17 protein-coding genes are annotated in these 13,171 nt (G+C 69.3%); 8 read left to right on the top strand and 9 right to left on the bottom strand.

Annotated elements, in window-relative coordinates:
• Positions 1 to 12 precede the first annotated feature (12 nt).
• Positions 13 to 528 (top strand): type IV pilin N-terminal domain-containing protein, encoded by a 516-nt coding sequence (locus tag C469_RS07185; RefSeq protein ID WP_008005156.1) that lies wholly within the window; start codon positions 13 to 15, stop codon positions 526 to 528.
• Between the two features lie 26 nt (positions 529 to 554).
• Here C469_RS07185 and C469_RS07180 read toward each other — a convergent pair whose 3' ends face one another.
• The gene (locus C469_RS07180; protein ID WP_008005154.1) at positions 555 to 1,178 is read right to left on the bottom strand and encodes a methyltransferase domain-containing protein; all 624 of its coding nucleotides are present in this window, start codon (positions 1,176 to 1,178) and stop codon (positions 555 to 557) included.
• A 132-nt stretch (positions 1,179 to 1,310) separates the two neighbouring features.
• On the opposite strand from C469_RS07180, the gene C469_RS07175 reads away from it, so the two are divergent.
• The gene (locus C469_RS07175; protein WP_008005152.1) at positions 1,311 to 2,105 is read left to right on the top strand and encodes a DUF6663 family protein; all 795 of its coding nucleotides are present in this window, start codon (positions 1,311 to 1,313) and stop codon (positions 2,103 to 2,105) included.
• A 27-nt stretch (positions 2,106 to 2,132) separates the two neighbouring features.
• Here C469_RS07175 and C469_RS07170 read toward each other — a convergent pair whose 3' ends face one another.
• Positions 2,133 to 3,107 (bottom strand): C-terminal binding protein, encoded by a 975-nt coding sequence (locus C469_RS07170; protein WP_008005150.1) that lies wholly within the window; start codon positions 3,105 to 3,107, stop codon positions 2,133 to 2,135.
• 170 nt (positions 3,108 to 3,277) lie between these two features.
• Between C469_RS07170 and C469_RS07165 the strand changes: the two genes are divergently transcribed.
• Entirely contained in the window at positions 3,278 to 3,598 is a 321-nt protein-coding gene (locus C469_RS07165; protein WP_008005149.1) for a DUF7536 family protein, read from the top strand.
• Between the two features lie 16 nt (positions 3,599 to 3,614).
• On the opposite strand, the gene C469_RS07160 is transcribed toward C469_RS07165, so the two are convergent.
• Positions 3,615 to 3,896, bottom strand: coding sequence for a MarR family transcriptional regulator (locus tag C469_RS07160; protein WP_007997999.1), 282 nt, complete (start codon positions 3,894 to 3,896; stop codon positions 3,615 to 3,617).
• 293 nt (positions 3,897 to 4,189) lie between these two features.
• Here C469_RS07160 and C469_RS07155 point away from each other — a divergent pair, with 293 nt between their 5' ends.
• The 3 genes from C469_RS07155 (at position 4,190) to C469_RS07145 (ending at position 6,667) form a co-directional block, all read left to right on the top strand.
• Positions 4,190 to 4,498 (top strand): EMC6-like membrane protein, encoded by a 309-nt coding sequence (locus C469_RS07155; RefSeq protein WP_008005146.1) that lies wholly within the window; start codon positions 4,190 to 4,192, stop codon positions 4,496 to 4,498.
• A 1-nt stretch (position 4,499) separates the two neighbouring features.
• Complete coding sequence (locus C469_RS07150) at positions 4,500 to 6,320, top strand: ribosome biogenesis/translation initiation ATPase RLI (protein ID WP_008005144.1); 1,821 nt, start codon at positions 4,500 to 4,502, stop codon at positions 6,318 to 6,320.
• Between the two features lie 80 nt (positions 6,321 to 6,400).
• Entirely contained in the window at positions 6,401 to 6,667 is a 267-nt protein-coding gene (locus C469_RS07145) for an HAH_0734 family protein (RefSeq protein ID WP_008005142.1), read from the top strand.
• 16 nt (positions 6,668 to 6,683) lie between these two features.
• Here C469_RS07145 and C469_RS07140 read toward each other — a convergent pair whose 3' ends face one another.
• From C469_RS07140 to C469_RS07130, 3 genes are all read right to left on the bottom strand, one after another.
• Complete coding sequence (locus tag C469_RS07140; protein ID WP_008005141.1) at positions 6,684 to 7,289, bottom strand: L-threonylcarbamoyladenylate synthase; 606 nt, start codon at positions 7,287 to 7,289, stop codon at positions 6,684 to 6,686.
• A gap of 76 nt (positions 7,290 to 7,365) precedes the next feature.
• On the bottom strand, positions 7,366 to 7,875 hold the full coding sequence (locus C469_RS07135; RefSeq protein ID WP_008005139.1) for a redoxin domain-containing protein: 510 nt from the start codon (positions 7,873 to 7,875) through the stop codon (positions 7,366 to 7,368).
• 1 nt (position 7,876) lies between these two features.
• A complete protein-coding gene (locus C469_RS07130) occupies positions 7,877 to 8,137 on the bottom strand; it encodes a glutaredoxin family protein (protein WP_008005137.1) in 261 nt (86 codons plus the stop codon).
• Positions 8,138 to 8,321: 184 nt separating this feature from the next.
• Between C469_RS07130 and C469_RS07125 the strand changes: the two genes are divergently transcribed.
• Positions 8,322 to 9,716, top strand: a complete 1,395-nt coding sequence (locus C469_RS07125; RefSeq protein WP_008005136.1) for a hemolysin family protein — start codon at positions 8,322 to 8,324, stop codon at positions 9,714 to 9,716.
• Between the two features lie 316 nt (positions 9,717 to 10,032).
• Here the strand turns inward: C469_RS07125 and C469_RS07120 are convergent, their stop codons facing one another.
• Positions 10,033 to 10,764 (bottom strand): DUF5781 family protein, encoded by a 732-nt coding sequence (locus tag C469_RS07120; RefSeq protein ID WP_008005135.1) that lies wholly within the window; start codon positions 10,762 to 10,764, stop codon positions 10,033 to 10,035.
• Positions 10,765 to 10,844: 80 nt separating this feature from the next.
• On the opposite strand from C469_RS07120, the gene C469_RS07115 reads away from it, so the two are divergent.
• A complete protein-coding gene (locus tag C469_RS07115) occupies positions 10,845 to 11,921 on the top strand; it encodes a WD40/YVTN/BNR-like repeat-containing protein (protein ID WP_008005134.1) in 1,077 nt (358 codons plus the stop codon).
• Positions 11,922 to 11,970: 49 nt separating this feature from the next.
• Here the strand turns inward: C469_RS07115 and C469_RS07110 are convergent, their stop codons facing one another.
• Positions 11,971 to 12,696: a queuosine precursor transporter gene (locus C469_RS07110; protein ID WP_008005133.1), complete on the bottom strand. Its 726-nt coding sequence runs from the start codon at positions 12,694 to 12,696 to the stop codon at positions 11,971 to 11,973.
• Positions 12,689 to 12,904: a hypothetical protein gene (locus C469_RS07105; RefSeq protein WP_008005132.1), complete on the bottom strand. Its 216-nt coding sequence runs from the start codon at positions 12,902 to 12,904 to the stop codon at positions 12,689 to 12,691. Before C469_RS07105 ends, C469_RS07110 begins: the two co-directional genes overlap by 8 nt.
• Positions 12,905 to 13,171: the final 267 nt, after the last annotated feature.

The raw sequence follows: 13,171 nt of genomic DNA, 5'->3' as shown, positions 1-13,171 counted from the left end.
GACAGCCCCTCCGTGTCAATCGACACCGACGACGGACCGCCGCGGGACCCGACCGCCGACCGATTCGACCGCTCCGAGCGCGCGCTCACGCCGATCGCCGGCGTCCTGCTGCTCGCCATCACGGTCGCGCTCGCGGGCGGCGTCGTGACCGCGGCTATCGACGCCCCGCCCGAGCCGGCGCCGACGGCCTCGCTCTCGCTGTCGGCGACCGACGACCGGATCACGGTCACGCACCGCGGCGGCGACGCGCTCGACGCGACCGAGCTGGAGGTCCGGGTGCGCGTCGACGGCGAGCCGCTCACCCGACAGCCTCCGGTCCCGTTCTTCTCGGCCGCGGGGTTCCACCCCGGACCGACGGGCGCGTTCAACGCCGCGACCGACGGCGACTGGCGCGTCGGCGGGTCGGCGTCGTTCCGGGTCGCGGAGACGAACGATCCGGCGGTCGAACCCGGCCGGACCGTGACCGTCGAGGTCTCGGTCGACGGGCTGCCGGTCGCGACGCTGGAGACGGTCGTTGAGCCGCGATAAAGAATCGAACCTCCGAGCGCCGCCCGCTACTCCTCGGGGACCCGAGCGACCGTCGTGATCGCGCGCGGACTCCGGGGCGTCGACTGCTGGATGTGGTGTTCGTAGGTCTCGTAGCCGGCCGCCTCGAACATCCGGTCGGCCTCGTCCTCGTCGTAGAAGAGCATGATCGCGTCGGCGACCCGCTGGAGGACGCGGTTGTGCGGGTAGTCGGGGCCGACGACGAGCACCTGTCCGCCCGGCTTCGCGACGCGGCGGAGCTCTCGGAGCCCCTCGACCGGGTTCGGCCAGTACTCGATCGACCCCGAGGACCAGACGATGTCGAACGTGTCGTCGCGGAACGGGAGCCGCTCTGCGTCGCCGCGGTAGAAGTTCACCAGGTCGTGTTTCCCGAACTTCTCGAACGCCTTCTCCATCTGGTGGACGCTCTGGTCGAGCCCGTGGATGTCGTCGGCGTGTTCGAGCAGTCCCTCGGTGCCGAACCCGGTTCCACAACCCACGTCGAGGACCGTCGGCTCGTCGCCGAACTCCAGCCACGAGAGCGCCTCCGCGCGCATCTCCTCGTTCCAGTTGAACCAGTTGATCTTGTCGTACACCTTCGAGAGGTACTTGTAGAACACCCGGGCGTTCGACTTGTCCTCGAGGATCCCCATTTACCGTTTGGTTAGGTTGCCCGCCCCATAACGACACGGATCCCGGGCGGTCGGTGTCCGCGGTGTCTGCGGTGTCCTCGACGCGCCCTCCCGTTCCGACCGGCTTTTCCGCTCGCCGCCCGACCCTCGGGTATGGAACCGACGACGAGCGGCCGCTTCCGCGTCCACGACCGCCGCCCGCGCCCCGACATCGACGGGACCGGGCCGTCCGACCCGCCCGAGGAGTTCGTCCTCGTCGAACATCCGGAGGGGTCGATCGATCCGACCGCTCCCGACGCCGAGGACCGGTTCGACCCGCTGTACGCCGCCGCTGAGGGATACGACGACGATCTCGCCGACCGCGTGGCGTCGCTGGAGCCGGGGTTCGTCGTCGACGCGACGCTGGCGTGGACCGACGGGTCGGCCCGATTCGTCGACGTCGAGGTCGTCCGGGAGAGCCGATTCCGCTTCGCGGACGACGTGGAGGGGATGTTCGAGGCCGCCGTCGACGCGTGGGACCAGATCCGCTCGGCCGGCGAGGCGATCGGCTCGGTCACGACCCGGTCGAACGACGGCGAGCCGAACGGCGCGCTGTACCTGTTCGCGGACGCCCCGGGGAGCGACGCGTTCGCCGACATCCGGGCGGGTCGACTCCCGATCGAACCGCTCGTCGCGCGGGTCAACGAGTCGCGCGACGGCGACGCCCCCCGCGAGGTGTTCGTCCTCCGACCGGCCGCCCACGACTTCGTCGCCGTCTACGTCGTCTTCGACCGCGAGGGCGTGTTGGCCCAGACGGTGCGCGACACCTACGACCTCGGTCCCGGGCTCGCGGCGGGCCTCGACGACGGCGCGCTCGACGCGGCCAAGGCGGGATCGGACGGCGGAGGCGGTTCGACCGACGGCGACGGCGGCGACGGGGACGGCTTCGACGCGCTCGACCGGCTGTGACCACGTCCGCGGTCGCGGCTTTCCCCGCTACAGCCAGTCGGCCTCCGGATCGACCCGCCCTTCCGGGATCTCCCCGTTGAGCACGGCCGCCACGTCGGCGGCGCCGCTCCGGTTCAAGTCGTCGCGGGCCTCTTCGCTGTACCACGCGGCGTGCGGCGTGACGACCGTGTCGTCGCGACCGACGAGCGGGTCGTCCTCCGGCGGTTCCTCGGCGAGCACGTCGAGGCCGGCGCCCTTGATCGCCCCCGCCTCCAGCGCGTCGAGCAGCGCGTCGGCGTCCACGACCGGCCCGCGGCTCACGTTCACGACCACCGAGTCCTCGTCGAGGCGGTCGAGCGCGTCGGCGTCGACCATTCCCCGGGTCGCGTCCGTCAGCGGCGCGTAGACGCCGACGTGGTCGGCGCGGTCGAACAGCTCGTCGAACGCCGCCTTCTCGACGCCGAACTCCGCCATCTCGTCGGCCTCGACGAACGGGTCGTAGGCGACGAGGTCGGCGCCGAACCCGGAGAGCTGTTCGGCCGCCCGCTGCGCGATCGGACCGAACGAGACGAACCCGACGGTCGACGCGCTCACGCGACGGATCGGTCGCCCGGCCTCCCAGTTCCAACCGCCGTCGGTGACATCGTCGTCGTACCGCTTCAACGAGCGGAGGCAACTGAGAAGCAGCGAGACGGAGTGCGTCGCCACCTCGTCGGTGCAGTAGTCGGGGACGCGGGTGACGGTGACGCCCTTGGCGGCGGCGGCCTCGACGTCGATGTTGTCCACGCCGACGGCCGACCGGACGACCACTCGGAGGCCCAGCGCGTCGAGCGCCTCGGCGGTGACCGGCGTGTTGATGTCCGTCACGACCGCGTCGGCGCCCCCCGCCGCCTCGATCAGGTTCTCGGTCGACCCGAGTTCGGCGACTTCGATCTCGACGGGCTCGTCGACCGCCTCGTCGAGGACCTCGCGGTACGTCTCCGGATCGATCATCGGGAACGCCGACAGCACGACTCTGGCCATGCCCGGTCGTTTGCCCTCCGCCTACTTGACGGCTTTCTCGCGTTTTCAGCTCCTGAGACACCAATTTTCGATCGTGACACTCACGTCCGGTCACCTCTCTCCGCTTCGTTCTTCGATCCGTCCGGCTCGGCTTTCGATGACTCTTTGCGCGCGCGCTCGCTAGGGCGCCCGTGAGCGACGATAGCTCGGTCGACCGGTCGACCAAACCGCCGATGCTCGTGCTCTTGGAATCGCTGGCGTTCTACCGGAACGCCCGCGTCGGGCTCGTCGTCGGCGCGCTCTTCGCGGTCCTCCTGTACGCGGTCCGGACGCTGGAGCTCCTCGGACCGGTGATCGACACCCGGGACTACCCGCTGTTCGGTCCGGACGTGTGGTTCCTCCTGTTGGCGTTCGTGCTGGCGGCGACGTTCGCGCTGCTCGTCGCCATCGCGCTCACCGTCGCCGAGGCCGCGAGAGGTGCCCGGGACCTGTCCGAAGAGAGCGGCCGGTAGAAGATGAGAGACGCAGTCAGTCGGCGGTACAGGAGGCGTCGCTCTCGTCGCCGGTGAACTCCTGTGCCGGCTCGGTGAGCTTGTAGAGGTTCTGCCGGGCGTCCGCGAAGTACACGTCCTCGTCGACGACACCGATCCCCTCCAAGCGTTCGAGCGCGTAGCGGACGGTTCGGGCCGACAGCATCGACTCTTGGACGATCCCCTTCTGGGTCAACGGCCCGTTGTACTCGAGCACCTTGAAGACGAGCTTGGCGCTCGGCGGGAGGTCGTCGAGCCCCTCCGTTTGGGTTCCTTCCATCGTTACGAATCGAAACCGCACACCGTCATAAATGTTGATGCGTCACCCCGTTCGATCGGGGGTTTTGTTCCAGATACCGGTGTTTATTGCTGGTTGCCGTCGCAATAACCAGCAATTTTTTCTGGTAATCTCCCGCTGGACTGACCAGTCAGTCAGCGATGGCGCTCGCGCGCGCTTCGCGGACCGGCCGGCTGCCGGGCTCGACCGCGGGCAGCGTCTCGATCGGTAGGCCACCGAGACGGCCCGCCGGACGGAACGAACGGCTTTTCACCTGCGCTCGCGGATCGACTGGTATGAGCGACGACTCGGGGATATCGGGCCATACCCGAAGCGTGGTCGTCACGACGATCTGCTGTCTCGCGGGGATCGCCGCCGGCGTCGTCTCGGCCGCGTACGTCGGGACGGATCCGGTCGATGCCGCCAGTACCACCGTCGTGCTGGTGATGGGCGCGTTCGTGCTCGTCCAGTATCCGCTGTACAAGGTGATCGGCGTCGGCGACTTCGGAGTGAAGGACAACCTCTACGTGGCGTTTCTGACGTTCACGCTGTGGTTCATCAGCTACACCGTGCTTGCGACGGCCGGCGTCCAACTGGTGGCCTGAGATGGCGGACGACAGTATCGCGGTCGTGGACCTCGATCGGTGTCAGCCCGACCGGTGTAACTACGAGTGCGCGAACTACTGTCCGCCCAACCGGACGGGCAAGGAGTGTATCACGGAACGCGGCGAGGACGCCGTCGAGGGCGACCCGGACCAGATCCACATCTCCGAGGAGATCTGCCTCGGCGAGACCTGCGGGATCTGCGTCGAGAAGTGCCCCTTCGACGCGATCGAGATCATCAATCTCCCCTCCGAGCTCGACGAGGAGCCGGTCCACCGCTACGGCGATAACGCCTTCTCGCTGTACGGGCTTCCGACCCCGGAGCCGGGCAACGTCACCGGCATCCTCGGTCCGAACGGGATCGGGAAGTCGACGGCGGTCCACGCGCTCGCCGGCGAGATGGTCCCGAACCTCGGCGACCACGAGGCCGACGGCGACTGGGAGCGCGTGCTCGACCGGTTCCGCGGCACCGGGCTCCAGAACTACCTCCAATCGCTGAAAGAGGGCGACGTGACGGTGGCCCGCAAGCCGCAGTACGTCGACCAGATCCCGAACCAGTTCGACGGCAACACCCGCGAGCTGTTGGAGCGAACCGACGAGCGCGGCGCGCTCGACGAGCTGATCGACCGGCTCAACATCCGTCCGGTGATGGACCAGGACATCGACTCCATCTCCGGCGGCGAGCTCCAGCGCGTCGCCATTGCGGCGTGTCTCGCGCGCGACGCCGACTTCTACTTCCTCGACGAGATCACGCCGTACCTCGACATCGGCCAGCGGATGATCGTCGCCCGGCTCATCCGCGAACTGGCGGACGACGACGCCGCCGAGCGCTCGATGCTCGTCGTCGAACACGACCTCGCCATCCTCGACCTGTTGGCCGACACCCTCCACGTCGCGTACGGGGAGCCCGGTGCGTACGGCGTCGTCACGGACCCCAAGTCGGTCCGCAACGGGATCAACGAGTACCTGAAGGGGTACCTCAACAACGAGAACATGCGGATCCGGCCGTCCGCGATCACCTTCGAGGAGCACGCCCCGCGGGTCGCCTCGCGGAGCGAGACGCTGATCGAGTACCCCGAGCTCTCGAAGTCGTACGGCGAGGGCGAGTTCGAGCTACACGTCGAGGGCGGCGCGATCAACCGCTCCGAGGTGCTCGGCGTGGTCGGCCCGAACGGGATCGGGAAGTCGACGCTCGCGAAGCTGTTCGCCGGGTCGCTGGAGCCGGACGACGGCGAACTCGACTTCGCGCTCGACATCGCGTACAAGCCGCAGTACATCGAGATCGACCAGCCGATGCGCGTCGACGCGTTCCTCTCCTCCATCACCGACGAGTTCGGCAGCTCCTACTGGAACACGGAGATCGCCCAGCCGCTCCAGCTCGACCGCGTGATGGAACAGAACCTCTCGGACCTCTCGGGCGGGGAGCGCCAGCGCGTCGCCATCGCGGCGTGTCTCTCCGAGGACGCCGACCTCTACCTCCTCGACGAGCCCTCCGCACACCTCGACGTCGAACAGCGGGTGCGCGCGACGACCGCCATTCGCCGCTACGCGGAGAACCACGACGCGACCGTGATGGTGATCGACCACGACATCTACATGATCGACCTCCTCGCGGACCGCCTGATGGTGTTCGACGGCGAGCCGGCCGAGCGCGGCCACGCGACCCCGCCACAGGAGATGCGCGACGGGATGAACGAGTTCCTCGCCGACCTCGACATCACCTTCCGACGCGACGAGCGGACGGGTCGCCCGCGGATCAACAAGCCGGGCTCGCAGCTCGACAGCTCACAGAAGCGCGAGGGCGAGTACTACTACTCCGGCTGACGGCGTTCACGTCCACCGGTCACCGCCGAGCGATCCGGCGTATCGAAGCGATTAAGCACGGAACCCGCAAACGACGGGGTATGCAACACCTCATCATTCGCGGCGACCCCGGGATCCGGCGGGACGCGGTGATCGAGTACGAGGGCGAGGAGCTGGTGTGTTTCGGCATCAACGTCCAGGGCGGCTGGCACGGCCCGGACGAGCCCCAGCTCTGGTGTACCGTCGGCACCGAAGACGAGCGCGAGGCGTACGACAAACGCGAGTACGTCCCCCACTGGCTCGACGTCGACACGGTCGACGCCGCGGAGCTCGACGTGATCAAAGCGAAGGGCGAACTGTCGGTCTGAACGGTCGTCGACTCTTCTATCCGTCCACCGGCGGGTCGTCCAGCCACGCCTCGATCGCGCCGGCCATCGCGCCGCGCCGGTGGATCGTCCTCGTCTCGGGGTCGACGACGGTGCTTTCGGTGCCGGGCGTCTCGCCGCCGTCGACGACGGCCGCGACCCCCTCGCGGATCCGGTCGTCGAGGTCGTCGGGGTGGGTGACGCTCCCGCGCCCGGAGACGTTCGCGCTCGTCGCGGTGAGCGGTCCGGTCTCCCGGAGCAGGTCGCGGGCGATCGGGTGGTCCGGCACGCGAATCCCGACCCGGTCGCGCCCGGCAGTGAGCGCGTCCGGAACCGCGTCCCCCCGCTCGACGATCACCGTCACCGGGCCGGGGAGGAAGGCCCGAGCGAACGCGACCGCGAACTCGGTGGGCCTCGTGTAGCGAAGCGCGGCGTCGACGCTCGGAACGCCGAGCGAGAGCGGGTTCGAGCGCTCTCGGCCCTTCAGTTCGAACACCCGTTCGACGGCGGCGGGGTCGAGGGCGTCGGCGCCGAGCCCGTACACCGTCTCCGTCGGGTAGACCACGAGGTCGCCCTCGGCGATCGCCTCAACGGCTCGTCGGAGGGCATCGCTGTCCGTTGTCACGGCTCCCCGTTCGTGGCGGTCGCGAAAAAGGGTGACGAGTAGGGCAACGCGGACCGGCCTCCCGTCTCGTTCCGACTCAGTCGACGAGCCGTTCGACCGCGTCGTCGAGCGCCTCGGCGTCCGGGAAATCGGGGTGTTCGCTCGCGACCCACGCGAACTCGACGGTGCGGTCGGCGTCGAGGAGGAAGACGGCCGGCCGCGACTCGGTGATTCCGGTCATACCGTCGATGTCGTGTGCGAGGCCGTACTCCTCGATCACGCCCGCGCCCGGATCGGAGAAGATCCGGACGCCGTCGGCGCGCTCGGCGAGCAGGCGCTTGTGGGCGTACGGCGTGGAGATGGAGAGGCCGATCACGTCGAGGTCGTCGGCCCAGCCGTGGTCGTCGACCGTGTTGTAGAGGTACGTCCCCTGGAAGGCGCCGTCCATCGGGTGGAACAGCAGGAGCGTCGGCCCGTCGACGACCTCGCCGAGCGCGCGGTCCTCCCAGTACTCGTCGTCGACGAGGGGGCGGGTGAAGTCGGGCGCCGTGTCGCCCTCGGCGACGTGCTCCGTCTCGGGCAGGGAGACGACGTCGAAGTCGACCATCTCAGGCACCTCCCTCGCCGTAGGTCCCCTGTAGGTACTCGACGATGTTCGCGCTCTCGGACATCGTCACGCCCGTCTCGCGGTCGACGATGGCGGGGACGCTGCGCGCCCCGGAGACGCGCTTGACGACGTTGCGCTCGGAGTGCATCGGCTCGACGTACCGCGATCGGTACTCCAGACCCAGTTCGTTCAGGGTGCGGACGACCCGCTCGCAGAAGGGGCACGCCTGCAGCCTGTACAGGGTGATCTGTGGCTTCGTCATGGGCGTCGATTCGGCCGCGGGACGTGTAACCGTGTCGGCCCCGGCACGCTCCGTGCGTTCCCCGCGCGGTCGACGGCGACCCGCCGCTCGCCCGCCGACTCCGTCGTCGATCCGTCGGATCGTCCGGCGACCCGGGTCGTCGAAGGTAATCCTTTAACCATCCGCCGACGGAAGACGAATGAACATGGGCTTGTCGTCGAGCACGCTGACGACCGATCTGCTACAGCTGCCGCTGCCGGGGGACAACGCGGTGATCGCCCTCGGCGTCCTCGCGATCGTGGTGCTGATCGGTCTGTCCGCGTTCTTCTCCTCGTCGGAGATCGCGATGTTCTCGCTGCCACAACACCGCGTGGACAGCCTCGTCGACGAGGGCGTCTCGGGCGCGGAGACGATCCGCGACATGAAAGAGAACCCCCACCGGCTGCTGGTGACGATCCTCGTCGGTAACAACATCGTCAACGTCGCGATGACCTCCATCGCGACCGCGCTGTTCGGCTTCTTCCTCTCCAGCGGTCAGTCCGTGCTGGCGACGACGTTCGGAATCACGACGCTCGTGCTGATCTTCGGCGAGAGCGCACCCAAGTCGTACGCCGTCGAGAACACCGAGTCGTGGGCGCTCCGGATCGCCCGCCCGCTGAAGCTCTCGGAGTACGCGCTGTACCCGCTCGTCGTTCTGTTCGACTACATCGTGAAGGGAGTCAACAAGGTCATCGGCGGTTCGGCCGCCATCGAGTCGACGTACGTCACCCGCGACGAGATTCAGGACATCATCGAGACGGGCGAGCGCGAGGGGGTCATCGAGGAGGAGGAGCGGGAGATGCTCGACCGCATCTTCCGGTTCAACAACACCATCGCGAAGGAGGTGATGACGCCCCGCCTCGACGTCACCGCGGTCGCGAAGGACTCCTCCGTCGAGGAGGCGATCGAGACGTGCATCCAGGCCGACCACGAGCGCGTCCCCGTCTACGAGGGGAACCTCGACAACATCATCGGCGTCGTGACCGTGCGCGACCTGGTGCGCGAGCTGCGCTACTCCGAGGGCGAGCCCTCGCTGGAGCGCGTCGTCAAGCCGACGCTGCACGTCCCCGAGTCGAAGAACGCCGACGAGCTGCTCGCGGAGATGCAGGACAACCGCCTCCAGATGGTCACCGTCATCGACGAGTTCGGGACCACGGAGGGGATCATCACCTTGGAGGACATGGTCGAGGAGATCGTCGGCGAGATCCTGGAGGGCGACGAGGAGGCCCCGGTGGAGTTCTTAGAGGACAACGTCGCGATCGTGCAGGGCGAGGTGAACATCGACGAGGTCAACGAGATGCTCGGGATCGACCTCCCCGAGGGCGAGGAGTTCGAGACGCTCGCCGGCTTCGTGTTCAACCGCGCCGGGCGCCTCGTCGAGGAGGGCGAGGAGATCGAGTTCGACGAGATCCAGATCCGGATCGAGCGCGTCGACAACACCCGGATCATGTCCGCGCGCGTCACCGTCCTCGACGGCGCGGAGGCGGACGGCGCGGTCGCCGAGGGCGACGCGTTCGAGTCGGGCGGCGAGCCCGAAGCCACCCCGAACGACGCGGAGTAGGAGTCGGACGCGAACGGTGGCCTGAGGGAGCGCGGATTTCGTGATTTTGTCGATCAGTTATAACTGATCGGTAACTGCGGATCGGCGGTGATGACCTCCAAAGCCCCAGCCGGCGGCGACCTCGCGCGACGCTGTTCGCGCCGGGTGGGCGCTCACAGGTGCGCAGGGCGAGAGCGACGCTCTCGCTTGCAGCCGGCGCGCAGCGCCGGCGACGCCGACCACATATCGATTTATAACTAATCGTCGCCGTCTGTCGGTTCTCCCGCTGATCGAGCGCGATCCGAAAGCGGCTCTCGGTGCGGTCCGTTGCTTGTTTTTAAACCGCGTACGCCCGGGCGGCCGCGACGAGCGCCTTCCGGTAGTCGCTCTCGGAGGGGTCGGGACCGAGCGCGAGGAACCGCTGCTTGAACGCGTCGACGTCGACGGCGTCGGTGTCGCTGCCGGCCGCCCGCGCGAGGTCGTAGATGCGGTGGTCCGGACCGGCGATGTCGTGGCGCTCGACTAAGGCGAGCGCGAACGCGGCGTTGACCGCGGTGATCTCCGGGTCCGCGCCCCCCGTGACCGGCGGGGAGCCGTCGCGGGAGACCTGGGGGCGGTCGGCGACGGCGGCCGCGAGCGTCGATTCGAGGAAGCCGAGGAGCTTGTTCGCGGGCGCGACGGAGAGGGTGATGTCGTCGGCGTAGATGTCCTTCATGTGATTTGCGATCTGGTAGCAGTGCGCGAGCTTCCGGCGCTCCACCGTTTCGCCCGACAGCCCGAGGTACAACGCCTCCTCCGTCGACTGGACGTGGGAGGCGTGGCCCTCCTCGTAGCGGGCCATGTGCGACAGCTCGTGGACGGCGAGCTCGCGGGCCATCGCGCTGGTGGCGGCGCGCTTCGAGACGTTCAGGACGTGGTAGCCGTCGTAGTGGCCGGCCCACGTCCGCTCGTCGGGGTCCTCGCGCACCTTCACGTGGACCGGGTCGTCGAGGGAACACTCGGTCTCGAACAGGTCGGCGGCGCCGAGAAAGGGGTCGGGGGGGACGTCCCCCTGCACGCGGAGATCCATGTGTATTGTTCGCACGGGGGCGTCGGGTAAGTCTCTTGCGCCCGTCGAAGGCTTTTGGCGCCGCGCGTCGAACGCCGACCATGGACACGCGCGTCTACGCGGGCTACGCCGACGGACTCCGCGTCGTCGACCCCGAGACGGGGTCGGTCTCGGTCAGACTGGCGGACCGGGCGGTCGAGTGCCTCTCGGTCGCTCCGACCGGCGGGAACGGCGAGCGTCCCGGCTCCGAGGACGCCGACTACGTTCGGGTGCTCGCCGGGACGTCCGACGCGGGGCTGTTCCGCTCGACGGACGGCGGGGAGCGCTTCGAGCGCGTCGCCGCCGAGACCCTCGGTCCCGGCGGGTCCGGACCGGCGGCGGTCACCGCGGTCGCGACCAGCCCGCACGACCCCGCCGTCGTCTGGGTCGGCACGGAGCCCTCGCGGGCGTACCGGTCGACGGACGGCGGGGAGACCGTCGAGCGGGTCGGCGGGCTCAGCGGGGTCCCCTCCGCGTCCGAGTGGTCGTACCCGCCCCGACCCGACACTCACCACGTCCGGTGGATCGAGCCGTGCCCGGCCGACCCGGAGCGGTGGTTCGTCGGGGTCGAGGCCGGGGCGCTGGTCGTGACCCCGGACGGCGGGGAGACGTGGCTCGACCGGCCCGAGGGCTCCCGACGCGACAACCACGCGCTCGCAACGCATCCGTCCGCGCCGGACCGGGTGTACGCGGCCGCCGGCGACGGGTTCGCGGAGAGCGACGACCGCGGCGACTCGTGGAGCGTCGTCGACCGCGGGCTCGACCACGGGTACGTCTGGGGGCTCGCGGTCGACCCCGGCGACCCCGAGACGGCGCTCGTGAGCGCGGCCCCGGGCGCGACGGCGGCGCACCGCCGCGGCGAGGCGTACCTCTACCGGCGGGTCTCGGCTCCCCTCGACGCCGAGAGGGACCGGGACGCGGCGTCCGGCTCGGGCCCCCGCTTCGAGCGCCTCGACGACCGAGGGATCCCGACCGGTGAGGGGACCTACCCGGCGGTCCTCGCGAGCGGGCGGACGGACGGGGCGATCTGGGCGGTCCACGACGACGGGCTCTACCGGACCCGCGACGCCGGCGAGTCGTTCGAGCGGATCCCCGCGGACCTCCCGTCGTCGCCGGCGCGCTCGCTCGCCGTCGAGTGAGTGAACACGGATCGCGAACCGGATCGGCCCGGTCCGGGTCAGGCCGGAGCTACTCGCGCACGGCGCCGACGACGAGGTAGACGATCGGCGTGTCGAGGACGGCGATCGCGAGCTTGAGGAGGTACTGGCCGAGCCCGAGCGCGAGGAGGACGCTCGCGGGGAGCGGGTCCCCGGAGCCGAGTGCGAGGGGAGCGGCGTAGAACGCGACGCCGACGAAGATGGCGGTGTCGATGGCCTGACTGCTGGCGGTCGAGGCGACGTTGCGCAGCCATAGCAGCCGTTCGCCGGTGCGGTCGCGGATCGCGTGGAAGACGAACACGTCCCAGTTCTGGCTCACGACGTACGCGAGCAGGCTCCCGGCGACGATGTTGGCCGCGGGACCGAGGGCGGTGTCGAAGGCGGCGGCGACCTCGGGATCGACGCCCGGCGCGGCGAGGGTCGACCAGACCAACGCGAGCACGAGGAAGTTCGCGAGGAAGGCGACGTTGACGACCACCTGCGTCGCGCGGCGACCGTACAGCTCGGCGTAGCAGTCGGACGCGAGGAACGTCAGCGCGTACGCGAGCGCGGCGCCCGGCAGCGTGATCTCGGGGCCGACCACCGGGAGCGCGAACGGGAGCGGGAGGGCGAGCACCTTCGCGGCCGTGAGCTGCGCGGTGGCCAAGGCCACGACGAACAGCGTGATCAGCGAGACGGCGGCCACGGCGGAGCGGTCGAGCGGGTCGACCGCGAAGGGCCCGTCGCCTCCCGCTCGCGTCGCCGTCCCCTCACTCATCGTCGCCTCCGGCGGGCTCCGACGAGCGCCCGTCGGACCCGTCGTCGAGCCGGTCGTGGCGGGCGTCGATCTCGTCGAGCACGTCGAGCGTCTTGCGGATCGACGCGCGGACCGCGTCGCTGCGGTTCACGAACTTCCCGTCGTCGCCGACGTGGTCGTCGAGGTCGTCGAGCAGCTCGCCCGGGATCTCGACGCTTATCTTCGGCATGGGACTCGTTTTAAATACGCCGTCGGTTCCCGACCGATCGTGTCGTCTCTCCGCCACTGTGATACTCTCATAGTACTATCTGAAGATTATTGAGGGGTGATTAAAGCGCGTCGTTCCGGACGGCTCGCCGTCGCCGACGCAGCGGTCCCCCGAACGACGCTCCGACGATCGGTGGTCGGTGGTCGGGAGTCGAGCTCAGCGTCTCGCGTCGTCGACCTGACTCGTCGTCGATCTGACGCGTCTCGCCCGCCGAGACGGCCGGTCGAC

The organism is Halorubrum lipolyticum DSM 21995, from assembly GCF_000337375.1.
GTDB lineage: Archaea > Halobacteriota > Halobacteria > Halobacteriales > Haloferacaceae > Halorubrum > Halorubrum lipolyticum.
The sequence above is the reverse complement of the archived record's forward strand: the minus strand, read 5'-3'. Positions and strand labels throughout refer to the sequence as shown.